Origin of the sequence: Salicibibacter kimchii (assembly GCF_003336365.1) — a bacterium.
In the GTDB taxonomy this organism is placed as follows: domain Bacteria; phylum Bacillota; class Bacilli; order Bacillales; family Marinococcaceae; genus Salicibibacter; species Salicibibacter kimchii.
The window spans coordinates 827011-849966 of sequence record NZ_CP031092.1; the positions used below are offsets into that span (position 1 = coordinate 827011).

The following is a 22956-nucleotide window of genomic DNA, read 5'->3' on the forward strand; positions in this document are numbered from 1 at the left end:
GCGGACTTTTGTTTTTGTTTTTCCGCCATAACGACATCCCCTCTCTAATTATAATACTTAACCGCTTTCGCAGGCACCCCAACAGCTAACGTATCATCAGGAATATGGTCTGTAACAACGCCTCCGGCTCCCACAGTGCTCCATCTTCCTACCTCTACTCCAGGAATCGTTACACTGCCAATACCTAAATGAGCGCCTTCCTGCACCTTTGTTCCTCCGGCGATGGCGACTCGTGGGGAAATATGAACATAATCCTCTATCTGACAATCATGACCTACAGATGAGGATGTGTTTAAAATAACATGATCATTAATTTGAGAATGAGGATTGACGATGGCACCCGCGATTACAGCAACTCCATTTCCAATCTCGGATGTTGGGCTGATCATAGCACTTGGGTGAATAACCGTTGCATAGCGATGGCGAGGGATGTCTAGTTTATCAACAACACTCTTCCTAGCACGGTTATCTCCTATCCCTACAATAAAAAATAAATCCGGATATGAACGTGAGAGATAATTAGCATCGGAAATTAGACCCTCGAAAAAATTCATTCCATTATTAACAAAAGAAGTATAATGATCATCTAACACTCCTGCCAGTTGATATTCAGTGCTATAATGATTAATGATATCCTGAATCACTTTCCCATGGCCACCGTTACCGAGAACTACGACTCTTTTCATATGAATCCTCCGAACTGCTCTCGCTTGCAGTAGTTGATCCCGTGAATTTTTCAGCTGACACATACCCTTGTTGATCAATTCCATCTGACTTAACAACTTTCACTATGGTTAAAAATAAAATCTTTATATCCAGCCAAAAAGATTGATTATCAACATACCTCACGTCTAGCTTAAATTTATCCTCCCATGTAATGGCGTTTCTTCCGTTGACTTGCGCCCAACCTGTAATCCCCGGTTTCACTTCATGTCGTCGGGCTTGTTCAGGTGTGTATAATTCCAGGTATTCCATCAACAATGGTCTTGGTCCTACTAAGCTCAAATCGCCTTTTAATACATTCAATAACTGTGGAAATTCATCGAGGCTAAGCTTTCGTAAGGTTGAACCAAACTTCGTAATACGCTCTTCATTCGGCAATAAGTTCCCATGTTCATCAGTTTCATTTGTCATTGTACGAAATTTAGACACGTAAAAGGGCTCGCCACGCAACCCCGGGCGTTTTTGTTTAAATAGTACAGGAGAGCCTAATTTTATTTTGATCAGAATGGTTACTACAAGCAATAATGGGCTTACCAATAGTAATCCTATCGACGCTGACAGTAAATCGAACATACGCTTCATGATTTATTCACCGAAGACCCAACCAAGTTGTTTGCGTTACTATAATATTCCTTATACCATTCTACAAATTCGCCGATCCCTTCATCAATGGTTGTGCTGGGACTAAACCCTGTTGCCATCTGTAAACTCTCAATATCTGCATACGTTGCTTCTACATCGCCGGGCTGCATTGGTAAATACTCAATCTTCGCTTCTTTTCCAATGTGCTTTTCAATTGTACGGATAAAGTCCATGAGTTTCACCGGTTGATTGTTTCCGATGTTATAAACTTTGTACGGAGCATAACTTTCACTAGGATTAGGATTGCTTTTATCAAAATCCGGGTTACCTTCTGGTTTATAATCGAGCAAACGCACCATGCCTTCAACAATGTCGTTGATGTATGTAAAGTCACGCATCATCTCACCGTTGTTGAAAACCTTAATAGGGTTGCCTTCCATTATGTCCTTTGTAAACGAGTAATAAGCCATATCCGGTCTTCCCCACGGTCCGTATACAGTAAAAAAGCGTAGCCCTGTCGTTGGAAGGTTATAAAGATGGCTATAAGAGTGCGCTAGTAATTCGTTAGCTTTTTTCGTTGCCGCATATAGGCTAACGGGGTGATTTACTTCATCCGATGTTGAAAACGGCATCTTCTGATTGGCTCCGTATACAGAGCTTGATGACGCATAAATTAGATGTTCTATTTCATGATGGCGGCAAGCCTCAAGGATATTTGTAAAACCAACAAGGTTAGCACCTACATAAGCGTGAGGATTTTCCAGACTATAACGCACGCCTGCTTGGGCCGCAAGATTTACGACATGTGTAAATGATTCTTCATGAAACAATGTCTCGAGCATTTCTCGATCAGCCAAATCACCTTCAGCGAATCGGAAGTGGCTATAATTGTTCAATACATCAATTCGATCATATTTTAATTGAGGTTGGTAATAATCATTGAGGTTGTCCAAACCGACAACATTAAAGCCGTCATCCAGTAATCTTCTAGCAAAATGCATCCCAATAAATCCAGCAGCACCTGTGATCAAGATTTTCATTCAATCAACCTCCTTCCATAGCTCCCGATAAATACCATCAATCCTTTTTGCTACTTGCTGTTCAGTAAACTGTTCCTTAATTATCTGTCTTCCTCGTTCACCAAACTCCGTTCTTAATTTCTCATCAGTAATTAATTGTTGGATAGCATCCGCTAATCGTTCATCCTCTTCTAATGGTACTAAAAAGCCACTTTCATCATTTGATACAAGCTCTCTTGTTCCCAAGGCATCACTAGCTACTACTGGCTTGGCAAACGCCATAGATTCCATAATGAAACGCGGGACACCCTCCTTTTTTGAGGTAAGTACACTGATATCTGCCATTTTAATAAAATCATAAATGTTGGATTTACGCCCGATAAAATTAACATTATTTTCGAGGTTCATTGTGGGTAATAAGCTTTTCAATCTATCTTTCTCTGGACCATCCCCTGCTATCAAACAAATGAAATCATCATTACAATTCTTTTTCACTATGTACAAAGCACGAAGTAAAAATTCATGATTTTTTACTGGTTCAAGACGTGCTGCCATTAACAGGACAATTTTATTTTCTGGAATTTCATATTCCTGTTTTAAATCCGTAACTATCACTTTGTCTGTTGATTGATCTAATTGATCGAGTACAACACCATTGCCTTCATAATATACAAAAAGACGTTTATTTAATGCTTGAATGGCGTCGATATCTTCATAGTTTTGTGAGGTTATCGCATGACAAAATCGTGTACCTATTTTTTCAAGAGATCTATACAAATTATGCTTTTTCCTACTCTGTCCCTCATAAAAAGGTAACCCATGACTTGTATGAACAATAAGCGGAACTTTTGCCTTTTTGGCTGCCAACCTTCCGATTATTCCGGCCTTTGATGTATGTGTGTGAACAATATCATATTGACCGGCTTTCAATTTTTTTGCCAATGTAAATATAGACCTTATATCCTTCAAAGGCTCTATAGAACGGCTCATCGGCGAAAAAAAATACGGAATATCATAAGAATCACTAAATGAAGGATTCAAACCATTCTCGTCTGAATAAATATGAACCTTATATTCATGCTTCTGTAACTCCTGAAGCTTATCCATTAATATATTGTGACTTGATGCAACCGTGCAGATATGAGCAACGCGTTTCATAGTAAAAAACCTTCTTTACAAATTCATAAATAAATGATTAATCTCTCTCTCATATTTTTCTTGTCTAAAAGTATCTATAACGTATGCTTTGCCTTTTTTAGCTAGATGATCCCTTTTTGTTTTATCACTTGTTAAACCCTCGATGGCTTTAGTTAATTGTTCAGTAGACTCTGGTGAAATGACAACACCAAAATCATCGTTAGGGATAATTTCCTGCACTCCCCCAACGTCAGTAGCTATAACTGCACATTCATGATACATCGCTTCAATTAATGATCTTGGTAGCCCTTCTGACCTTGAGGGCAATACTTTAATATCAATTGTTTTCATTACATCTTGGACTCTGTCTGTATAGCCTAGTTCTTGATAACTAATTTCATTTTCAGTCATTTCCTTTTTCAATCTTAACCAATACTGTTCATGCCCCGGGCTTACACCACCTGCAAAAATTAACTCAATCTTTGGTTTAACAGCACTCGATTTCATAGCATCGACTAACAAATCAATTCCTTTCCTCTCGTTAATTGATCCAATATAGCCGATTAAAATCTTTGGATCTGTCTCTTCTGACGGTAAAATATCCTCATACTGATTACTATGATCAGAAAATGTAAATCCTGTATAGATATTAACTATTTTATCCTTATATTTATTCTTTATACTTTCGGATGCTCCATCAAGCACCCCTTTAGCAATTGTTATTATTCTGCTAGATAGTGCAAATCCTAGTTTAGTAACCTGGGAATTCCCAACGTCCGCACGAATATAATAAACTAATGGTTTACGAAGAAGTTTAGCTGCGATCCCCCCATACATTACTGCACGTGCATCATTGGCGTATACAATGTCAATATTGTTCCTTTTTATCAAGAATACTAACCTTAAATTAAAAAACAATATCTGAAATACAACTAGTAATTTCCTAAAGATTGAATAGCTAAGTACACGCCCGCCAAAAGCATTTGCAGATTTCCCCAAAGGAACTATTTTTACATCAATTCCTTCTTCTGTTAAAAATTTGTTAAGTTCCCCATTCCTAGTTGTAACTATATAAGTTTTGAATGTATCCGAATCTAGGGATTTAACCAAATGAGTCATACTTTTTTGGGCACCATAATAAGAATTAAATCTCGGTTCTATCATAAGAATTCGTTTAGCAGACACTATTTTCACCTCTAGGAGTAAGATAATTGCTTTAGGTGAATTTTTCTTCTATCATATATTCATTACTACAACCTGTTCGTTATCCTTATTGACCTAATACTTATCATTTACGACTCTAGCTACGTTATTTAGATTTTCCTGTTTTTCCATAATTCCCTTTTCCTTTTTTCCGTAATTCCCTTTTCTTTTAGTTAGAATTTTTTGGACCAAGAATATAATTAATGTTCCAAGTACAATATGCTTGAATACTTGTGCTGTAAAATTGGTTAAATCAGCCCTAATAATATAAACGATGATAGGCATACTCACAATATAAACCACCATCCATATACTGCTATTAAAAGCACGAGCATAAAGGAACTTGATATAAAAACCTATTATTATGAACCATATTATAACCCCAACATATCCAAAATTAATATATCCTTCAGCTACTATACTAAAACCTTGTCCAAAAGCAGTGTTCGAGAAAAATGTATCATTATACCAACGGTTTGGTGAAATTCCGATCCCAAACAACCCATTTTTTATAGCCCACCAGAGAGTTTCACCATAGAAAAATTCATATTGGTTGAAATTGGTTAATATAACTTTAAGATTACTCGTGGCTGCGCTAAACTCTGATCGTAAAATATCTACAATAAAGTTATCAGATAAAAAACCTCTAGTCTGTCCAGCTGCTAAAAAGTTCTTTAAATGTTGTAAGATAGGTACTGTAGCTAGCCCCACTAAACCCATAGTTATAATTAATGGTCTTGGGATATTCTTATAAAAAACATGTATAACAAACATACTAATCCATATTTGCTTTAGAATTACATCTCTCTCTCCAATAAAAGCAAACACCATAAATGACCAAACCAACATACCTGTTATTAATACAACTGGTAATTTTTGTTTGCTATTAATTTTATTAACTAAAACAAATGCATATAATAATGAAACAGCGTGATAACTTACTGATAAAAATCCCAATGTGGTATTTTCAGTAGAACCAATCTTTTCTGTGTTACCACTTATATAATAATCAATAACGAACAGACTACCGCCTATTAGGAAAATAAACAGTAATGGTTTACTTATAATGGCCATGTTGTTAAAGCCTGTAAAATAATTATTTTGTTCCTTTAAATTTATACTATTAATCCTTACACCTATTACAGCTACAAAAGTGATTATAGCTAACCAGTTTAAAAAAAGAGCTTCATTTACTACGCCTGAATTAAAACTTTCATCATTAATAATTAATATGAGTGGACTAGCTATTGAGTATAATAAAAAGAACGGAAGAAACCAAAAAAAGGGGTGTGTTAAATCAAACTTTATAAAAATAATCGGTAATATGGCTGAAAAAATCAAGATCATTATGTTACCTAAGACATTATTTGTTATAAAGAATAAAGAGCCCAATATAACCAATATAATTAGCAAAGCTGTAAATTTAATGGTTGATTTTTTTATTTGGAAATTATGCATTTTAAAATACCCCTTTAAACTGGGCTCATTTATTTATGATTGTATTTCTAATCATTAATTGGGACACCTTTTTAAATGGATTACTTTTCATTGATATGATAATAACAATGAAGGCAATGATATTTTTTATTGTTCTTTTTTCATCTATACTTAATATATTAATTTTATGGGCCATATTAAGATCGCTTTTCATAAAAGAAGAACCAGCTTGTTTTACTAAATCATCCGAAAGTTGTTTGCTATTTCTTCTCCTAAAAAAAGGTGCATAAAACCCATGTTTTTCAATTAAATCTGGATTTCCTTTAACCTTTTGATCAATGCATTGTCTACTTATTTCATTAAACATCCTTTGCATGACTACTTTATCTGCATTTGTACTCACCCCACCAGGAAGATTAAACCTAGTATAAAGGACTTCCGGGACAATATAGAAATGTGTAATCAAACTCATTCTCATCCACAAATCTCTATCCTGTGCATATTTGAAAAATTCCCTATATCCTCCTACCTGGTTATAGACTGTCCGTCGATACATTACCTCTCCATGTGTAAAGGGATTTTCTTTTTTTAAGAATTCTATTAGAGATGAATTGTCCGGTATTTGTGATCTATAGTGGCGTATCTTCCCTGTTAACTTATTTATACTTTCCACGAAGCAACCAACTATACCTATCTCTTTATTATTTATCAAAATATCTAATTGTTTTTCTATTCTTGCTGAATGAGATAAATCACCAGAACCGTGAATCGCTATAAATTCTCCATTCGCATAGTGTATTGCTTTTTTTATAGATTTTACAAATCCTTGATTTCTATGTGTGATAACCTGTAATCTTTTATCACTAAAAGATTCTAGTTTCTTTAATGTATTATCGGAAGAACCATCATCAACAGCTATGATTTCAAGGTCCTTATGCGTTTGGGACAATAAACTGTTTATAGAATCGATAACATTATCCTCTCTATTAAAATAGACTGTAATAATGGAGACTAGCAAATTCTTTTCCTCTCTTTCAACATAAAAATACATAACAATCAGTTGTTTTATCACTAACGCCATTTAAATTTTTTGATCATACTTGCAATATCCTTATAATCATCTTTTTTTAAAATAATCATGTCGTTTAGTTTAATATTCTCCTTCTTTGCATACACAATTAAAAAGCACACACTTCCGATTATATAGGTAACCGTAGAAGTAATCGCGGCACCAATATAGCCGTATTCAGGTATGAAAATGAAGTTTAAAATAGTATTAAATATTAATGGAGAAAGGAAAACCCAAAAACTGTATAGTGGAAAACCTCTAGCAGCTAAATCTGGATGTAAAATTTTAACTATAACCATTGCTAAAACACCAGGTAGTAATAACCTAATAACGTTAGATGATTCACTAAAGTCTTGTCCATATAGTATATCTATTGCCAAAGGGGCTAAAGCCCAAAAAAGCAGACACAAAAAAAACAAAGCATTGAAACTAAATCTTAGTAACTTGACCGCACGAAAGATCGCACTTTTTGAACTTCTAGAATTGGCACTTCTTGCGAATAAAACTAGCCCAATTGCGGCTGGCAACTGCCATATTAACTCCGCTAGAGTTGTGCCTACTGAATAAATACCAACCTGTTCAGAGTTTGTCATATGTTCAAGAAAGATAATATCTACTCTATAATTAAGCGTTAAAATAAATAATGCTAGTGCAAATGTGACTCCTTTCGAAAATAGAGATTTAAGAATTTGAGTGTCAAAGTTAAAACGAATAGTCGTTATTTGCTTAATAATAAAAGCTGAGTAAATCACAACAATGAATGCCATCAAAAACTGTACAAGCACTGCACCAAAAACATCTAAATTAAGTAACCATACGAGTATTATTACCCCACTAAGGTTAACAATGAACCTAATCAATTCACTGACGTTAATACTTCCAATCTTTTGATTCCCTTGTAAAACGCCTCTAAAGTATTTAAATAATAGATTTAAGGGTATAGTCATAAGAGCAATGCTGAGTAAACCCCAACCATATGTTTGCGCTGAACCAAAGCTATAATAAATTGTTGCAATCAACATGGTTAATACTGACGTTATCACCCATAGTGATAACAATGATGATACAATGTCTTTTGTGGAATAATATCCTCTTCCAATGTAATAGGCTGATGCCTGCCGAACCCCAAGATCAGCAGCAGTCATTAAAATGTTGGGTATCACAAAGATTGCTGTAACAATTCCCTTTCCTTCTGGCCCCAACAATCTAGCCAGAATAACAGAAACAATGAAACTTCCAAATAGGACTATGATTTTAGTTCCGAAAGTGATTATAACATCATACGCTGTGCTTTTTGTTTTGTTTGTCATTATATATCTTTACTTTCGTTCTACATTTCCACCCAATGTATTTATCAACTCTGGGAGATTACTGTATCCTCTTTCAATTTGATAGACATTTGCTATCTCACTTTGCTCATCTGCAGCAAGTGCTGCTAGGACAACAGCAGCGCCCCCTCGGATGTCTGAAGCAATTAAATTTGATGTCCCCATCAGTGGTGAGGACTCTTCAAGGATTGCTACCTGCCCACTTGCTCCATTAACACATGTGAATCCTCCATTTTCAATTGTGATGTTTGCCCCCAGTTTATTCAACTCTTCACAATATAAGAATCTACCGTCCAAGATCGTTTCCTTAATTGTACTGCTACCTTTCGCACGGAGCATAATAATTGCATGGAGTGGTTGAATGTCTGTGTGAAAACCAGGATAGGCTTTAGTTTCTATATTAACGGGTTCTATTTTATAGTTCCCGTCCACAAAAAGTCCGTTTTCTTTTTGTTGTATGTTTAATCCTGCCTTTCGCCATATCGCTACTTCTGTTTCCAGTACATTTTCATTACCACCGATGATTGTTCCATTTCCTTTAGTAACCGCGATCGCTGCTATCATGGTTGAGACAATAATTCGATCACTCATCACACGATATGAAGTTCCATTTAGTTTATCTACACCGATAATTTCTAAGGTGTTTTCATCAGTCCAATGAAATGTAGCTCCCATTTGTTCCAAAAGCTGTATAACATCTAAAACTTCCGGGTTTTTTGCAGCATTCTTCAAAGATGTTACTTTTCCGTTTCTAAGTACACTTGCGAATATTACATTCAGAGTGGCACCAAAGGAAGGATAATAAAATTCAATTTCAGTATGGTTTACATTATCTAGTTCAGGAATCGCTCTTATTCCCTCTCCACTTTCAATAACTTCATGTCCCATATTTTTTAAGGAGAGTACATGTAAATCATGTTTACGGTCGCCGATTTCACATCCGCCCGCTAGTGGTAAATATAGAGAGCAGTCCTTGGCTATACTTCCTCCCAATAATAATAACGAATGACGAATTTTACTTGCTATATTGGGATCCAATTCCGTCGAACGCCAACCTTCTCCATTGACAGTTAAAGTAGTTTCATCCTTACTATTAACCTCTACTCCTACTTCCCTTAATAAGGTTATCAAATTATTAACATCATTAAGTTCTAGTGGAACATTTTTAACTTCTACCATTTCATCTGATAGAGAGGCTGCTACCAAAGCTGGGAGCGCAGCGTTCTTAGCACCCTGCACAACAACTTCACCTTTAAGTGGTTTTCCACCTTTAATTACGTAAGAGTTTGTTGCTTTTGGTCGTTCTTTTAATGATAACTCTGTGAGTTTGCTCATCAAATGCCCCACCCCTCTTTATACAATAATAACCTCAGGTTCCATGGCTATGCCTAATTGCTGTTTGACTTCGTCATACATCAATTGCATCAACTCTTTTATGTGCTTGGATGACGCATTCCCCTTATTTATAATCCAATTTCCGTGCTCTTGGCTTATTAGTGCTTGTCCTATTTGAGTTCCCTTTAACCCTACTTGCTCTACTAATTGCCCAGGATAAGGACCGCCTGGGGGGCTTTTAAATGTGCTGCCGGCAGTAGCGACTTTTAACGGAAATTTCTCTTTGCGGATATCTATCGCTTTCCTTGCTTTGGAAAATGTCTCTTGTTTATTCGATCCATAAGTTAATTTTAGTCGACAACCAATAATGATACGCTTGTTGTTTATCTGAAAATCGCTCTTTCTAAAATGCATTCCTAAATTGTCTATTTTATCTTCTACAATATTATTATTTTCGTCTATGTATATAACAGAGAGAAGGACATCCTTTATTTCACTACCAATACAACCTGCATTCATTGCAATTGCTCCACCGATTGTACCGGGAATGCCAGCAAAGAAATCAAACCCATCTATATTTTCTCTTGATAAGTCTATGGATAGCTTAGGCAAGGGTGCACCCGCCTCAGCGTAAATATAGCCTTCTTTATAATTAATCTCATAATTTGTTAAGGCGCGGCTTAGATTTATTATAACCCCTGGGTAATCTCCATCATTAAACAGAACATTAGATCCCCGCCCTAAAATAAAATATGGATCATTATTACGATCACTAAAAGATTTCGCTTCGATCACTTCGTCTATATTTTGGGGAGTTATCATAAAACGTGCATTGCCGCCGATCCTCCATGTATTCAAAGGAGTAAGAGGGATTTCTTCTTCAATTTTTACTTCCATTACGCTCGCCCCCTTTGGAGTCAATTAGCAGCACTAACTTTAGAAGTTTCAGGTTTTAAATCATTGCTCACTTCTATTAGTCGATCAACCAAAGAGTCATGGTTGATATATTTAATTACTTCTTTAACGGAGTCATAGCTCCCATTCGTCTTCCCCACATATATCTTCGGGTGCACCTGCTCCTCATGCACTTCCTCATCCCCGAGCAGTTCCTCATACATCTTCTCCCCGGGCCTCATCCCGGTGTACTCAATCCCAATATCTTCCTCTCCAAACCCAGAGAACCGTATCATGTTCCGTGCCAGATCGACAATCTTCACCGGCTCGCCCATATCGAGCACGAGGATCTCTCCTCCGTCAGCCAAAGCCCCGGCCTGAATCACCAACCGCGACGCTTCCGGGATCGTCATGAAGTACCGTGTCATGTCCGGGTGTGTGACTGTCACCGGGCCGCCGGCTTCAATTTGCTTCTTAAACAGCGGGATCACGCTGCCCCGACTCCCTAACACATTACCAAAGCGCACAGCGACAAACCGTGTGGCACTAACCGTATTCAAATGCTGAACGACCATTTCCGCGATCCGCTTTGTTGCGCCCATGACGCTCGTCGGGTTGACGGCTTTGTCGCTGGAGATCATGACGAAGGTGCTGACGCCGGCGGCGTCTGCAGCTTCGGCGGTGTTGCGGGTGCCGATGACGTTGTTTTTGACCGCTTCTTGCGGGTTCTTTTCCATGAGCGGCACGTGTTTGTGGGCGGCGGCATGGTAGACGACGTCGGGTCGGTATTTTTCCATGATTTCTTGCATGCGTTCTTTTCCCTGGACGTCGGCGATTTCGGTTTCGAATGTGATGTGCGTGTATTCATTTTTCAGTTCCATATCAATCGAGTAAATGCTATTCTCGCCGTGCCCGAGGAGAATCATTTCCGCGGGATCGAATCGGCACAATTGGCGGCACAGTTCGGAGCCGATGGAGCCGCCGGCGCCGGTGATGAGAACGACTTGGCCGGTGATTGTGTCGGCGATGCCTTCGGTGTCCAGTTCGACGGGATCGCGGCCGAGGAGGTCTTCCACTTGCACGTCGCGGATTTGCGAGACTTCCAGTTTGCCGCTTACGATGTCTTCCAGCATCGGCATGATTTTCGGTTTTATGTTCGTTTCCATGCATTTCTCATAAATATGCTGGAGTTCTTCCCTTTTCATGGACGGGATGGCGATGACGATGTGTTCGATTCGATATTTTTCCGCCACCCGCTCTATCTGACAGATCGTGCCTGCCACGGGAATGTCCATGATTTCCAAATGCTGCTTCGTCGGATCATCATCCACGTACGCCACGGGACGAAGTTCGGATTCCGGGCTTCCCTTTAATTGCCGTGCGACCAACGTTCCGCCCGCGCCTGCCCCGATAATGAGCGTACGCTTCAGTCCTTTTTTCGGTTTCATGTATGTATCCCGATACATTCGCCATGCAAAGCGCGTGCCGCCGATCAACAAAATATGTAACATCCACGTCACCACGAGCGCCCGCGCGTACAACACATCAAAAACAAGGCCCTGAACGATCCCGGCTGTTATCACCGACAGCGTCACCGCGTAAAAAATACGCAACAGCTCATTCGTACTCGCGTACTGCCAGGCGCCTTTATACAATTTGAATACGTAAGCGAAAATATGGTGGGCGATGACGAGCACGATGGCACTGACAACTAAGATGTCCGTCCATGGCCACTGCCAGTCATAAAGCAAAAAGACCCCGAAGAAGATCGCACTCAGCACGATCAAACTGTCAATGCTCATGAGAACGAGCATCCGCCATTTATAAGTCATCCGCCTCACCTCCCTATCGCTTGAATAAACTGAATACTTTCTTCTTTTTGATTCGTTGCGGCTCGTCCATCATGACGTATTGATGATTCATCAAAATCTCCGCGTTTTCTTGGAAAAATAAAACCGTATCCGTTCCGTATTGCTTTTCCAACACCGCGTAGGCATCCCGCAAACGATTGGGGCGTTTCGTCGACGTGTGCATGTCGGATGCGACGAAGTGCGTCAAGTTATGTTCGATCAACTGGTGGCTGAATTTCCGTATCGTTTTGCCGAAATCGCCGGTGATGCTAGCAGCGGTAATTTGTGTGATCGCCCCGCCTTTGACCATTTCGTACAGCCAACCGGCATCCTTTAAGATTTGCACGTTACGTTCCGGGTGTACGATAACAGGAATCACCTCTTCTTGTAAGAGGTGATAAATCAGGCGTCCCGTATAGCGGGGCACGTGATCGCTCGGCAGTTCCACGAACAAATAGCGCCCGCCATCCGCCAGGGTGCAAAGCTCCCCTGTCCGGAAACCTTCCACCATCTCGCCATACACACGTGTTTCCTGGCCGGGATGGACCATTATTGGCAAACGCGCATCGACGATCGCGTCGTTTAACGTTTGTGTTTGTGCGATAATATCTTTTTTTTCATTATCGAAATGGCCGTTTCGATGGTGAGGGGTGGCGATAATATGGGTAATGCCGTGATCGACGGCTTGTCTCGCCATCGTCAAGCTTTCTTGCATGTGCGGAGATCCGTCGTCAATACCCGGCAAAATATGACTATGTATATCGATCATTTTGGCCCCTCCTGCTTTATTACGATATTACCATAGTCCCAGATAATGTCAACACATTTTTGCAAATATTACCCACTTCAACCGCCATAATAGTACATATAATTGCTTTTCTTGTGTGCTTGTCGATTGAGGACGGCGCCGAGCATTTTTGCGTTCGATTGCCCGAGAAGGTCCGTCGCTTTGCGCGCTTCTTCTTTTTCCGTATGGCCGCTATCCACGATGAGTATGACGCCATCGCTCACGCCGGCGACAATTTGCGCGTCTGTGACGGCGAGGACCGGCGGGGTGTCGATGATGATGTAGTCATAGTGGGTGCGCGCGCCTTCGATAAAATGCTTCATCGCTTGCGAACCGAGCAATTCCGACGGATTGGGCGGGATCGGTCCGCACGTGAGGACGTCGAGGGATTCATTGCTCGTGGACTGGACGACTTCCGAAAAGTCCCGCTGCTTCGTGACGACATTGCTTAAGCCGGTGTGATTCGCCAGATAAAACATATAGTGAACGGCCGGTTTGCGCATGTCGGCGTCCACGAGGAGCACTTTCTCTCCTTGCTGCCCGATCGTTTCGGCGAGATTGGCATTGATCGTTGTTTTGCCTTCCGCGGGGCCGGACGATGTCGTCATGATCACTTGCATCGTTTGATCGACGGCGGCATATTGGATGTTCGTCCGGATCGTGCGAAACTGTTCCGAGATCGGCGAACGCGGATTTTCACGCGTGATCAGGGAGCGTCGTTTGCTAATTTGTCTCGGTTGTTTTTTGAACATTGTAGGCCCTCCCTTTGCTTGCAGACTGGGCATTTCTGGAATCTCCCGGCGTGATTTCGGGGATGGACCCGAGCGCGGTAAGCCCCAGTTCTTTTTCCACGTCGTCTTCGTCCTTAATCGTGTTATCGAGAAATTCAAGCAAGAAAGCCAGTCCAACGGCCGCCATCAAGCCGACGACGAACGCGATCGCCATGTTTAAGGTCGGCTGCGGCGATACGGGTGACTGCACTTGCCCGAGATCCGGGGTCGCGAGGATGCTGACGTTGTCAATGTTCATGATCGTCTCGACTTCATCTTGGAAAACATTGGCGATGGCATTGACGAGCGTGACTGCCGCGCGCGGGTCAGGATCGGTCACCGAAACCGCAACGACTTGCGACTCCCCTTCCGGCTGCACATCGACTTGGGACTCTAGCTGGGAATAGGTATAGGAACGGTCGGTGTCCGCACGTTCGATCACCAAATCGAGGATCGCCGGGCTCTGAATAATGACGCTATATGTATTGATGAGTTCCACATTCGTATCAATATCCCCGACATCCAGCGAGCCGCCTTGCTGTTCTTCCTGCCCTTGATTGACGAGCAGCTGCGTTGTAGCTTCATATTGCGGCGTCATGATAAAATAACTCATGATCGCACTCAAGATGACAGCGCCTATGGTGATTGACGCGATCATGCGCCAACGTTTTTTCAACGTTTCAAAGATTTCTCTTAAGCTGATGGTTTCTTCCATGATGTCCTCCAGTTCCAATCATTTCCTGTACTAGGATATTATATCTATGTAAAAAATACCACACTTTTTGACGAAAAATTTCTATTTTCATTATACAACAATCTTTTCTATGGTACCATTGTACAAGCGATGTTACAAAAAGGAGATTCAACAACATGAAAAAGTTTCTGATTACGGTCGGCGTGCTCCTCTCGCTGATCATCCTCGTCATCGGAGGCTTCGCCCTCTATCTTTATTTTTCCGTCACGTCGACCGCAGACCAGATGCATTCGCCCCTGGAACGGGAACATTCCGACTTGCGCGTGGATGCGACCAATCTCGAGGAAGAAGAACCGGTTTCTTTTTTACTATTAGGGGTTGATTCGGAAGGCGAAACAGCCGGGCGTACGGATACGATGATCGTCCTTACCGTCAACCCGGTGGATGAATCGATGAAAATGGTGAGCATCCCCCGGGATACGCGCACGGAAATCGTCGGGCGGGGAACGGAAGATAAAATCAACCACGCCCACGCGTTCGGCGGCGCGGAAATGGCGATTGCCTCAGTGGAAAACTTCCTGGACGTGCCGATTGATTATGTGGCCACCATCAACATGGACGGGTTCGAAGAAATGGTCGATGCCGTCGGCGGCGTCACCGTGGAAAATGATTTAGAGTTTGAGCAAGGCGGGCACTATTTTCCGGAAGGCCAGGTTGAGTTAGACGGGGACGAAGCGTTATCCTTCGTGCGCATGCGCTATGAAGACCCGCAAGGCGACGCCGGCCGCACGGAACGCCAGCGCGAAGTGATTGAAGGATTGCTGCGGGAAGGCGCGCAGTTCTCTTCTCTTACTAGTGTGGGGGCGATCCTTGATTCGGTCGGCTCGAATGTGAAGGTGAGCGCCGATTCCGGTGAGATGGCGGACCTGTTCGGCTATGAATCCGCAAGGCACGACATTGAGCAACTCGAGCTAAGCGGCTCAGGCACACGGATTGATGGGATTTATTATGAGATGATTGATGAAGGGGCACGCGCTGAGGTGTCGAGTGTGATGCGGGAGCATTTGGAGCTGGAAGACTAGAGCCGTTCGGGCGGAGCGCCCGGGCGGTTTTTTCGCTGCGGCGAGGGGGGGGCCGGTTGACGCCATAATTGCCTCCGGATCCCTGTGTTATGGCGCCATCCACTTCCGTTGACGCCATAATTGCTTCCGACTTCCTGCGTTAGGGCTCCATCCGCTCCGGTTGACGCCATAATTGCTTCCGACTTCCTGCGTTAGGGCGCCATCCGCTTTCGTTGACGACCTAACTCCTCCCGGCTTCCTGCGTTAGGGCTTCATCCGCTACCGTTGACGACCTAACTCCTTCCGGCTTCCTGCTGCGTTAGGGCTTCATCCGCACCGATTGACGACCTAACTCCTCCCGACTTCTTGTGTTAGGGCGCCATCCGCTACCGTTGACGACCTAACTCCTTCCGGCTTCCTGCGTTAGGGCGCCAACGACTTCTCCAAATGAATATCCGATACTACACGCCCCCGCCTTTATTCAAATAATTAGCGAGCAGCTGTGCTGCTCGCTTTCTCCTTGCTCTTTTCCAGGGATTGGCCACGAGTTCGGACAATTTCATCGTACTTTTTTGCAAATGTGTCCGAGCTTGACCTGATTTCAAGGTTCACACGGTCGCTTTGTCAATAGTACTAAATAAATCAAATCTAAATATCTATTTTATCTGATTTTCATACATGATATAAGTATTAAATATTTTATGTTTTTTTCTTGGGGAGGAAAAAATGACATGCAGGTGATTGTTGAAACCAAAGATAACCAAGAAACATTTGATGGCGATGTTTTGCCCGCTACAGAATCGGACATCACGGAAACAAAGCATTGGATTTTTGATTGGAATCAGGAATATGTCCACCCTGAAAGGAACATTGTATCTTTAAAGTGAATGGTGAATTACAAGCATTGATGTCCTATGAAATAAACGAAGGATTTATTTTAATTGAGCTTCTTGAGTCAGCCCCTTCCAATAGTCATCATGCTGCTTTAAAAGTTACACCTCCCATGTTTGCTGCTGCTTCATCAATTAATTTTGAGCAAGGATTTGAGGGGTTTACAGTCATCCATATAAAATATCATCCATCAATAATTTCCCATTATAAGCAGTATGGGGCAGAATTGATTCGTCCAGGTCGAATGTTGATCAGTCCCATTGCGTCACATCTTCTTATTAAGTTATACTTGAAAAAAGGAGATCGATACGATGACTAAGGATCGTGATTTCTCAAAGATGACTGATGGTGAATTAGCTCACTATATCGATACTGAACTCAATGGTGTTTATGCTGTCCCGCACGAATCCGAAGAGGATCGGGAAGAAACACGTCGCATTATGAAAGAAATTATAGAGAAATATCGTTCTCAATCCAAGGGTTCTGGTGAATTTAATTTGAAAGAGCATGAATCAAAGTCCTCAAAATAATCGAGGGCTTTTTATTTTTTGTGTTTTCCCCCGCGATTTATGGATGTATACCAATACTTGCTGTATACTTGAAAGACAAAGGAGCTTGGTAATATGACTATATCAAACGTAATTATCAAGACATGACTGATGGCGAAATTGCACATTTGATCGACACCGAACATGGTGGCATTTATGCTTACCCCTTGCCTGAATCAGAGCGAGGGGAATTAACAAAAGAAATGAAAGCCATCAAAGAAAATTTTAAAAAAAGACATCCAGATGTTACTCCAAGAGAGCGATAGGATGTCTACAAATCGCGAGTCTTCAAAAAAGACCCTTCAGGAATTGGAGCATTATATTGATACTGAACTAAATGGCGTTGAAAGAAAAGGATCCGAATGTTCCAGATAAATCAAAACCCTCGAATTAGTCGGGGGTATTTTTGTGTTTCCCCGTGTTGGACGTGAAGCCGGATCGCCGGGTGGAAGGCACCAGATTACGGAATGGCTGATAAATAGCTTGTTTCGGTTGATATATCGTTCATTTCCGCTGATATAATGTCAATTTTGGCTGATAAACGCTCGTAGTGAAAGGTTACAACCGCAAAGCACAGCCAATCGCCCTCAATCATGGGTAACGAAATTGAATAAATAAAGCGACCGATGAACATAATGTACGTTATAATTTATATTGGAGGTGAGAGGAGTGTTAGTGATGAACGGAACACTGAACGCTACAGATGTCCGTAAACATTGGGGTCAATTCAATGATGATATTGTACGCGATGGTCCTCGGTTCGTTAAACGTAATCGTGACACATGGGCGGCATTAAGCACTGACCACCTTAAAGTTGCGTTTGAAAAATTCACGTTTGAAGCTGCATTCAATGTCGAAAAAGATGGCTCTTTTACAGTTTCCTTGAAGGATTTTGATTTGATAGAAAACGGTGATACCAAGGACGACGCTGTTGATTTACTTGCAAACGAACTTATTGAATATGCCCATGATTATCAAAATAATTTCCAGAAATATTTTAATGCTCCCAACCGTCGTCATCATTTCCCATACATCATGAATGTTTTAGTCCAAGAAGATTCAGAAGGAGTTAAAGGGTTAATCCAATGCCCAGTTGGAGAGAAATAGAGCGATTCTTTGACACTCCCACAGCTAAAGCAATGGGATTCTAAAGTGCTATTACGTTCGAAATCCCGGTACGAATTAATAATTCTTTAGATATGAATATAACTCCTTCGGATGAATTCTTTCAATTTTTCCAATATTTGATGGAAATCGGCGATGATTGGTCGTTAGTATGTAATTGCAGGATTCTTGAATAGCTGTGATCCAAACGTGAAAATCATCTTGGTCAAAACGATGAAGCGGCTCGGCCATTTCCTGTGTAGAAGCTATTTGTCGGGCTGTTTCATGATCACAACCACTAAGCTCCACTAACACATCTCCGATTGGACGATTCTCTCGCATAATAGTTTTCACACTATAACGGCCGATCAAACTATTGACCGGAAGCTCCATGTAAAAATCAAAAATTGGTGTCAAGAAGTTGTTTATGAACGCTTCAATTTCCTGTTGTTCATACTTAACGATTTTGTTTCCTTTTCCAAGCCCTTGAATGGCATTTCGTACAAATTCAAATAAACATATCCTTGATAAAACCGGTTCAAAAAAATGGGGAAAGCGAGCTGCTTTTAAAATTTTTCGATTTACGCCATCAACCCGCAGTGCTCCACACAGTACTGTTGTATCAATGAATACCTTTGGTGGAACGGGGGCATCATAGATCAAATTCATCTACATCCCCCGCTTCCCGATTTTTATGATCGATTCGTTTCAATAAGGCTTCTGCTGTTTCATCTTGTCTCGGTGTGGTAACAAAGGAGTCTTGCGGGATTCGCCAATGGCCACCTTGGGTTTTATAAGCCCGAGGAAATTTTTTGTTTTCACACATTCGTCGAATGGTTTGATCGCTTAAGCCTAATTTTTTAGCTGCTTCATTAGGAGTATAATAATTCACATCATCTTGTGCAGGTGTGTTCCGTGAGGCTAATAGTGAAGCCAACAACTTCTTTTGAATCATGGAGGGGTCTTCTGCCATTTGACTTAATTGCTGAATATATTCCACCAAATGCTCATAGGCTGATTCATTTTTTCCATCAGCATAAGCACTCCTCATCTTTTTTTCTATTTCACGAAGTTGAGAAAGATGTTCTTCGCTCGGTATAGATAATGGGAATTTGACAAAAACGGGTAAACGCATATCCATTTGTTGCAGGGACTTTTCAATCGTTGCTTTAAAAACCGCTTGTGCTTTTTGTGTATCGATTTGTGAAAGAATTCTCACACTTTCCCACAAATGATCTTGTTCTTGGTTTATCGTTTGCATCATCATTCACCACCTTATGTTTGACTTTAGCATATAATTTCAACAAACTCAACATTCTAACCGAACATGGGCGGTGTAGTTTTTTTATTAATATGGGAATTTTTGGCGTCACCATCCTAAGTCCACGTGCCCCTCCCCGATTAGACAAAAATTAAAGCTGGACGAAGGAGATCGTGTAGCTTTTATTGAGGATAACGGGAAGATCGTTATTACTAAAGCCAGTATTTTAGCTTTACGTGAATTACAAAAAGAAATTGGACAAGAAGCTGAGAATCAAGGCATTTATGAAGAGGATTTACAAGATGAACTGGAAAAGGTCAGGGAGGACATGTGGTATGAGCGAAAAAGATGAAACGCTGAGAGTACATCACTAGGGGTTGGAGACCTGGAAGTCATCAATTTAACGGGGTAACCTACAGCTTTTTATGCTATAATGGAGTTAATAATCACTGATTTTTCAAGGAGTGGTCCTTCATGAACGTGACTGACGAAGAACTTGAGCAACTTATAAGAAATCTGGATGATCAAAATAAGACGGTCGCAAAAAGTTTTTTGATGTGGCTTTTGGAATCGCAGATGATTGACGATGACGATATGCTAACTCCTATTGATATTAAAGCGATTGAAAAAGCAAGAAAAGAACAAGAAAATGGTGAAACGAGCGCTTTGGAGGATGTAAAACATGAGCTCGATGTATAGTATTCAATTCTCTAAGGACGCAAGGAAACAGTTAAACAAATTAGATAAAAATACAGCAAAACGGATAATAAATTCTATTGAGAAGTTACAATATTCCCCAAGAGAGCATCGGCATTCAAAGAAAATGAAAGGTTATAAGGATAATATCTATCGCCTCAGAGTAGGTCAGTTTAGAATCATTTATGAGATTATAGAGGAAAAAGTAGTCGTGCTTATAGTACGTTTAGGATCACGTGGAGATATATACAAATAGTTAGCCGATCGAGCAGTTTTTAGCGGTAGGGTATTTTTCACAAATTATTTTATCCCATTCGCATTTTAATGAAGCTGAAAATATTATCGGAAGAAATAAAAAAGAGAGGAACCCCTCCCCTCTTTAATCATTATTTCATCTCAAAATACGCTTCCCCTAAAAGTTCCCGCGCCTCATAATCGCCGGATGCAAGTTCCTTACCGACAAATTCCTCAACATCCGCTTGCTCAACGTCGTACATCACTTCGATTTCTTTGGAAAATAGACGTTTTTCTTTTTCGAGCAATTGCGTTAGGGCCGGTTGCTCTTTTGCTTGCAGTTCATCTTTGTTCAACACTTGTTTTAACCCCGAAACATACTGTTCCAATCCGCGGCCGCCGACAATTTTTACCCCTTGATTTTCTTCGTTGACCATAATAATCGTAGGAAATCCTCTAGCGCCCAAATTCCCCGCAAGGCTAAAATCTTCATCTAATGACTGCTGCTCCGCTTCTTCTACAATTTTTTCTCCGTTCAGTCCGATTTTATTGACGATATCAACAAGCACAGACGTCTGTGCAATATTTTCATTAAAAGCAAAAACGGCTTCTCTCGCTCTTCGCAAGAATGTCTCTGCCAACGCTTCATCCTGTTGCTGAATCACTTTGAACACGCGGGATGGAGGATACGATGAGTGGATAGGGTTGTCATGCCAAAGCGTCCCATCAATGGGCATGCGTGTTTGTTCGCCAACTTCCCGCCAATGACCGGCCACATCACTCGGACCAGAAATGCCATTTGCCGGATCAACCGGGCCGTCTCCCCATTTTTCCAGCAATCCGCCCATTACGATGCGGACGTTGAAATAATCGCCATACTGTTCGATAAATCGTTTCAAAACTGGCTCCAATGCCCAGCAATGGGAACAAATGGGATCTGTTACATAATACAGGTCAATCGTTTTCTTCGGTTTATTCAAATCAATCATCGTCATCTCCCCCTCATCGGACACGCCACAAACGCCGGTTTCCGGATCACACATTAAAGGATTATTGTTCGCCATTTTCTTTTCCCTCGCTATTCATATAATGTTGCGCCCATGCTTGCAGGGGCTTCATGCTCTCAGCCAGTGATACGCCTTTTTCCGTCAGTTCATAAGAAATGGTCACCGGTGAATCGTTTTCCACTAACTTTTTCACCAAGCCTTCCTCAATAAGTTCGGAGAGCTTCAGTGAAAGTGCTCTGGGCGTAATGCCTGCCAAATCCCTTTTTATCTCGGAAAAATGTGCTTGGGCACCCTCGCACAACGACAGGTAATGGACAAGTTGTCCGTTCCATTTTTTTCCTAAAATTTCAAAGGAAGCCTCGATATACGGACACACTTTCATTTTCAACACCTCTTTATAAAGAGTATATCATGTATAAAAAATATATCAAGTGTAACTTTTATATGTTATAATAAAAATAAAGAGGTGACGTTATCATGCTGCAAAAACTTTCGGCAGACCATCACTCACAGCCATTCAAAGGTCCGTTTTCCATCACTCGCATCCATCCCGCTGACCTATTGAACGCAGGACCATTAAGCAACATTGATCACGCGACCATGAAAAAAGGATTAACGATCAAAATGCATGAACATATCGACGACGAAATTCTGAGCTACGTTTGGCAAGGGACGTCCTACCACAAAGACTCCGCCGGCTTTGAAGCGCCTATCGCTCCCGGAAAACTCATGATGATGAACGCGGGTTACAGCTTCTGGCACGAAGAAAAAGTGAAAAACGAATCAGCTGTTGAAATGCTGCAAATTTTTGTGCGGCCGCGAGAGGAAAACCTCGATCCGGATATTCAATTTCACGATAAGCCGGTGCGGCATCGGGAATGGTACCTCATGGCAGGACCGGAGGGCAGTGATGCGCCCCTTGCCCTCAGACAACATGTCTACATTTTGGATGCGCATCCGGCCAAGGGCGATCGATTGGACGTTCCGGTATACGAAGGGCTAAAGCCTTTTTTGTACGTCATGAACGGAGAAATTGCGGTTGAGGATTTGAAAATAAAACGGCAAGAAGCCGTCACAGATTTGGAAACCCCTCTTTCGTCACTAACAGCCAACGCGGACTCAACCGTCGTGTTATTCTTTGTTGACGTGGATGCGCCCATGTCAATGGCAGGGACGATTAGCGGTTTGGGGAAAACATGATGGACGGCTTCGGTTGGTGACTTAACGGGTTGTGCGGTCTGGAGTAGGGGTCCATTCGCTTCGGTTGGCGACCTAACCGCTTCCGCGGCCTAGAGTTAGGGCTTCATTCGCTTCGATTGGCGACCT

At 41.4% G+C, this 22956-nt stretch carries 28 protein-coding genes; 10 read left to right on the plus strand and 18 right to left on the minus strand.

Translation table 11 applies throughout. The annotated features are described in order from the left end of the window. Nucleotides 1-44: 44 nt before the first annotated feature. The 14 genes from DT065_RS04230 to DT065_RS04295 form a co-directional block, all read right to left on the minus strand. Nucleotides 45-686: an acetyltransferase gene (locus tag DT065_RS04230; RefSeq protein ID WP_160112402.1), complete on the minus strand. Its 642-nt coding sequence runs from the start codon at nt 684-686 to the stop codon at nt 45-47. Continuing rightward, nucleotides 661-1305: a sugar transferase gene (locus DT065_RS04235; protein ID WP_114371176.1), complete on the minus strand. Its 645-nt coding sequence runs from the start codon at nt 1303-1305 to the stop codon at nt 661-663. The genes DT065_RS04230 and DT065_RS04235 overlap by 26 nt, the downstream gene beginning before the upstream one ends. Further along, nucleotides 1302-2345: an NAD-dependent epimerase gene (locus DT065_RS04240; protein WP_114371178.1), complete on the minus strand. Its 1044-nt coding sequence runs from the start codon at nt 2343-2345 to the stop codon at nt 1302-1304. The genes DT065_RS04235 and DT065_RS04240 overlap by 4 nt, the downstream gene beginning before the upstream one ends. Beyond that, a complete protein-coding gene (locus DT065_RS04245; protein WP_114371180.1) occupies nt 2346-3482 on the minus strand; it encodes a glycosyltransferase family 4 protein in 1137 nt (378 codons plus the stop codon). Nucleotides 3483-3497: 15 nt separating this feature from the next. After that, nucleotides 3498-4646: a glycosyltransferase gene (locus tag DT065_RS04250; protein WP_114371182.1), complete on the minus strand. Its 1149-nt coding sequence runs from the start codon at nt 4644-4646 to the stop codon at nt 3498-3500. A gap of 93 nt (nt 4647-4739) precedes the next feature. After that, nucleotides 4740-6122 carry an O-antigen polysaccharide polymerase Wzy gene (gene wzy, locus DT065_RS04255; protein WP_114371184.1) on the minus strand — a complete coding sequence of 461 codons (1383 nt, stop codon included), beginning with the start codon at nt 6120-6122 and terminating at the stop codon, nt 4740-4742. A gap of 25 nt (nt 6123-6147) precedes the next feature. After that, nucleotides 6148-7182 (minus strand): glycosyltransferase, encoded by a 1035-nt coding sequence (locus tag DT065_RS04260; RefSeq protein ID WP_114371186.1) that lies wholly within the window; start codon nt 7180-7182, stop codon nt 6148-6150. Next, nucleotides 7173-8480 (minus strand): flippase, encoded by a 1308-nt coding sequence (locus DT065_RS04265; RefSeq protein ID WP_114371188.1) that lies wholly within the window; start codon nt 8478-8480, stop codon nt 7173-7175. The genes DT065_RS04260 and DT065_RS04265 overlap by 10 nt, the downstream gene beginning before the upstream one ends. 9 nt (nt 8481-8489) lie before the next feature. Further along, nucleotides 8490-9833 carry a UDP-N-acetylglucosamine 1-carboxyvinyltransferase gene (locus DT065_RS04270; RefSeq protein ID WP_114371189.1) on the minus strand — a complete coding sequence of 448 codons (1344 nt, stop codon included), beginning with the start codon at nt 9831-9833 and terminating at the stop codon, nt 8490-8492. A gap of 18 nt (nt 9834-9851) precedes the next feature. Then, the gene (gene murB, locus DT065_RS04275; protein WP_114371191.1) at nt 9852-10730 is read right to left on the minus strand and encodes a UDP-N-acetylmuramate dehydrogenase; all 879 of its coding nucleotides are present in this window, start codon (nt 10728-10730) and stop codon (nt 9852-9854) included. Between the two features lie 20 nt (nt 10731-10750). Next, nucleotides 10751-12559 (minus strand): polysaccharide biosynthesis protein, encoded by a 1809-nt coding sequence (locus DT065_RS04280; protein ID WP_114371193.1) that lies wholly within the window; start codon nt 12557-12559, stop codon nt 10751-10753. A gap of 13 nt (nt 12560-12572) precedes the next feature. Continuing rightward, nucleotides 12573-13346 carry a tyrosine-protein phosphatase gene (locus DT065_RS04285; RefSeq protein WP_114371195.1) on the minus strand — a complete coding sequence of 258 codons (774 nt, stop codon included), beginning with the start codon at nt 13344-13346 and terminating at the stop codon, nt 12573-12575. A 77-nt stretch (nt 13347-13423) separates the two neighbouring features. After that, on the minus strand, nt 13424-14116 hold the full coding sequence (locus DT065_RS04290) for a CpsD/CapB family tyrosine-protein kinase (RefSeq protein ID WP_114371197.1): 693 nt from the start codon (nt 14114-14116) through the stop codon (nt 13424-13426). Further along, nucleotides 14088-14849, minus strand: a complete 762-nt coding sequence (locus DT065_RS04295) for a YveK family protein (protein ID WP_114371199.1) — start codon at nt 14847-14849, stop codon at nt 14088-14090. The genes DT065_RS04290 and DT065_RS04295 overlap by 29 nt, the downstream gene beginning before the upstream one ends. A 155-nt stretch (nt 14850-15004) precedes the next feature. On the opposite strand from DT065_RS04295, the gene DT065_RS04300 reads away from it, so the two are divergent. The 6 genes from DT065_RS04300 to DT065_RS04315 all read left to right on the plus strand — a co-directional run bounded on the left by DT065_RS04300 (nt 15005) and on the right by DT065_RS04315 (nt 18435). Then, nucleotides 15005-15910 carry an LCP family glycopolymer transferase gene (locus DT065_RS04300; protein WP_114371201.1) on the plus strand — a complete coding sequence of 302 codons (906 nt, stop codon included), beginning with the start codon at nt 15005-15007 and terminating at the stop codon, nt 15908-15910. Nucleotides 15911-16620: 710 nt separating this feature from the next. Then, nucleotides 16621-16776 carry a hypothetical protein gene (locus tag DT065_RS18765; RefSeq protein ID WP_160112403.1) on the plus strand — a complete coding sequence of 52 codons (156 nt, stop codon included), beginning with the start codon at nt 16621-16623 and terminating at the stop codon, nt 16774-16776. Beyond that, the gene (locus DT065_RS04305) at nt 16773-17099 is read left to right on the plus strand and encodes a hypothetical protein (protein WP_114371203.1); all 327 of its coding nucleotides are present in this window, start codon (nt 16773-16775) and stop codon (nt 17097-17099) included. Before DT065_RS18765 ends, DT065_RS04305 begins: the two co-directional genes overlap by 4 nt. Beyond that, nucleotides 17092-17310, plus strand: coding sequence for a hypothetical protein (locus tag DT065_RS04310; RefSeq protein WP_114371205.1), 219 nt, complete (start codon nt 17092-17094; stop codon nt 17308-17310). Before DT065_RS04305 ends, DT065_RS04310 begins: the two co-directional genes overlap by 8 nt. A 122-nt stretch (nt 17311-17432) precedes the next feature. Next, nucleotides 17433-17594 (plus strand): hypothetical protein, encoded by a 162-nt coding sequence (locus tag DT065_RS18770; protein WP_160112404.1) that lies wholly within the window; start codon nt 17433-17435, stop codon nt 17592-17594. A gap of 412 nt (nt 17595-18006) precedes the next feature. Next, nucleotides 18007-18435 (plus strand): RelB antitoxin-like protein, encoded by a 429-nt coding sequence (locus DT065_RS04315; RefSeq protein ID WP_114371207.1) that lies wholly within the window; start codon nt 18007-18009, stop codon nt 18433-18435. A 75-nt stretch (nt 18436-18510) separates the two neighbouring features. On the opposite strand, the gene DT065_RS04320 is transcribed toward DT065_RS04315, so the two are convergent. Together DT065_RS04320 and DT065_RS04325 are read right to left on the minus strand one after the other, a co-directional pair. Beyond that, nucleotides 18511-19101 carry a PIN domain-containing protein gene (locus DT065_RS04320; RefSeq protein WP_114371209.1) on the minus strand — a complete coding sequence of 197 codons (591 nt, stop codon included), beginning with the start codon at nt 19099-19101 and terminating at the stop codon, nt 18511-18513. Then, nucleotides 19085-19699, minus strand: a complete 615-nt coding sequence (locus tag DT065_RS04325; protein ID WP_227002724.1) for a helix-turn-helix domain-containing protein — start codon at nt 19697-19699, stop codon at nt 19085-19087. Before DT065_RS04325 ends, DT065_RS04320 begins: the two co-directional genes overlap by 17 nt. 133 nt (nt 19700-19832) lie before the next feature. On the opposite strand from DT065_RS04325, the gene DT065_RS19650 reads away from it, so the two are divergent. The 3 genes from DT065_RS19650 to DT065_RS04340 all read left to right on the plus strand — a co-directional run bounded on the left by DT065_RS19650 (nt 19833) and on the right by DT065_RS04340 (nt 20645). After that, nucleotides 19833-20045, plus strand: coding sequence for an AbrB/MazE/SpoVT family DNA-binding domain-containing protein (locus DT065_RS19650; RefSeq protein WP_114376061.1), 213 nt, complete (start codon nt 19833-19835; stop codon nt 20043-20045). A 122-nt stretch (nt 20046-20167) separates the two neighbouring features. Next, nucleotides 20168-20392: a hypothetical protein gene (locus DT065_RS04335; protein ID WP_114371213.1), complete on the plus strand. Its 225-nt coding sequence runs from the start codon at nt 20168-20170 to the stop codon at nt 20390-20392. Beyond that, nucleotides 20385-20645: a type II toxin-antitoxin system RelE family toxin gene (locus tag DT065_RS04340; RefSeq protein WP_227002790.1), complete on the plus strand. Its 261-nt coding sequence runs from the start codon at nt 20385-20387 to the stop codon at nt 20643-20645. Before DT065_RS04335 ends, DT065_RS04340 begins: the two co-directional genes overlap by 8 nt. A gap of 130 nt (nt 20646-20775) precedes the next feature. Here the strand turns inward: DT065_RS04340 and DT065_RS04345 are convergent, their stop codons facing one another. Together DT065_RS04345 and DT065_RS04350 are read right to left on the minus strand one after the other, a co-directional pair. Beyond that, complete coding sequence (locus DT065_RS04345; RefSeq protein WP_114371217.1) at nt 20776-21687, minus strand: DsbA family protein; 912 nt, start codon at nt 21685-21687, stop codon at nt 20776-20778. Next, a complete protein-coding gene (locus DT065_RS04350; protein WP_114371219.1) occupies nt 21674-22012 on the minus strand; it encodes a winged helix-turn-helix transcriptional regulator in 339 nt (112 codons plus the stop codon). The genes DT065_RS04345 and DT065_RS04350 overlap by 14 nt, the downstream gene beginning before the upstream one ends. A 95-nt stretch (nt 22013-22107) precedes the next feature. Here DT065_RS04350 and DT065_RS04355 point away from each other — a divergent pair, with 95 nt between their 5' ends. Continuing rightward, complete coding sequence (locus DT065_RS04355; protein WP_114371221.1) at nt 22108-22830, plus strand: pirin family protein; 723 nt, start codon at nt 22108-22110, stop codon at nt 22828-22830. Nucleotides 22831-22956: the final 126 nt, after the last annotated feature.

Excerpts from the sequence above, each read along its gene's own strand:
- DT065_RS04230 (WP_160112402.1), bottom strand. The coding sequence starts at position 686 with ATGAAAAGAGTCGTAGTTCTCGGTAACGGTGGCCATGGGAAAGTGATT.
- DT065_RS04235 (WP_114371176.1), bottom strand. The coding sequence starts at position 1,305 with ATGAAGCGTATGTTCGATTTACTGTCAGCGTCGATAGGATTACTATTG.
- DT065_RS04240 (WP_114371178.1), bottom strand. The coding sequence starts at position 2,345 with ATGAAAATCTTGATCACAGGTGCTGCTGGATTTATTGGGATGCATTTT.
- DT065_RS04245 (WP_114371180.1), bottom strand. The coding sequence starts at position 3,482 with ATGAAACGCGTTGCTCATATCTGCACGGTTGCATCAAGTCACAATATA.
- wzy (WP_114371184.1), bottom strand. The coding sequence starts at position 6,122 with ATGCATAATTTCCAAATAAAAAAATCAACCATTAAATTTACAGCTTTG.
- DT065_RS04260 (WP_114371186.1), bottom strand. The coding sequence starts at position 7,182 with ATGGCGTTAGTGATAAAACAACTGATTGTTATGTATTTTTATGTTGAA.
- DT065_RS04265 (WP_114371188.1), bottom strand. The coding sequence starts at position 8,480 with ATGACAAACAAAACAAAAAGCACAGCGTATGATGTTATAATCACTTTC.
- DT065_RS04270 (WP_114371189.1), bottom strand. The coding sequence starts at position 9,833 with ATGAGCAAACTCACAGAGTTATCATTAAAAGAACGACCAAAAGCAACA.
- murB (WP_114371191.1), bottom strand. The coding sequence starts at position 10,730 with ATGGAAGTAAAAATTGAAGAAGAAATCCCTCTTACTCCTTTGAATACA.
- DT065_RS04280 (WP_114371193.1), bottom strand. The coding sequence starts at position 12,559 with ATGACTTATAAATGGCGGATGCTCGTTCTCATGAGCATTGACAGTTTG.
- DT065_RS04285 (WP_114371195.1), bottom strand. The coding sequence starts at position 13,346 with ATGATCGATATACATAGTCATATTTTGCCGGGTATTGACGACGGATCT.
- DT065_RS04290 (WP_114371197.1), bottom strand. The coding sequence starts at position 14,116 with ATGTTCAAAAAACAACCGAGACAAATTAGCAAACGACGCTCCCTGATC.
- DT065_RS04295 (WP_114371199.1), bottom strand. The coding sequence starts at position 14,849 with ATGGAAGAAACCATCAGCTTAAGAGAAATCTTTGAAACGTTGAAAAAA.
- DT065_RS04300 (WP_114371201.1), top strand. The coding sequence starts at position 15,005 with ATGAAAAAGTTTCTGATTACGGTCGGCGTGCTCCTCTCGCTGATCATC.
- DT065_RS18765 (WP_160112403.1), top strand. The coding sequence starts at position 16,621 with ATGCAGGTGATTGTTGAAACCAAAGATAACCAAGAAACATTTGATGGC.
- DT065_RS04310 (WP_114371205.1), top strand. The coding sequence starts at position 17,092 with ATGACTAAGGATCGTGATTTCTCAAAGATGACTGATGGTGAATTAGCT.
- DT065_RS18770 (WP_160112404.1), top strand. The coding sequence starts at position 17,433 with ATGACTGATGGCGAAATTGCACATTTGATCGACACCGAACATGGTGGC.
- DT065_RS04315 (WP_114371207.1), top strand. The coding sequence starts at position 18,007 with ATGAACGGAACACTGAACGCTACAGATGTCCGTAAACATTGGGGTCAA.
- DT065_RS04320 (WP_114371209.1), bottom strand. The coding sequence starts at position 19,101 with ATGAATTTGATCTATGATGCCCCCGTTCCACCAAAGGTATTCATTGAT.
- DT065_RS04325 (WP_227002724.1), bottom strand. The coding sequence starts at position 19,699 with ATGATGATGCAAACGATAAACCAAGAACAAGATCATTTGTGGGAAAGT.
- DT065_RS04335 (WP_114371213.1), top strand. The coding sequence starts at position 20,168 with ATGAACGTGACTGACGAAGAACTTGAGCAACTTATAAGAAATCTGGAT.
- DT065_RS04340 (WP_227002790.1), top strand. The coding sequence starts at position 20,385 with ATGTATAGTATTCAATTCTCTAAGGACGCAAGGAAACAGTTAAACAAA.
- DT065_RS04345 (WP_114371217.1), bottom strand. The coding sequence starts at position 21,687 with ATGGCGAACAATAATCCTTTAATGTGTGATCCGGAAACCGGCGTTTGT.
- DT065_RS04350 (WP_114371219.1), bottom strand. The coding sequence starts at position 22,012 with ATGAAAGTGTGTCCGTATATCGAGGCTTCCTTTGAAATTTTAGGAAAA.
- DT065_RS04355 (WP_114371221.1), top strand. The coding sequence starts at position 22,108 with ATGCTGCAAAAACTTTCGGCAGACCATCACTCACAGCCATTCAAAGGT.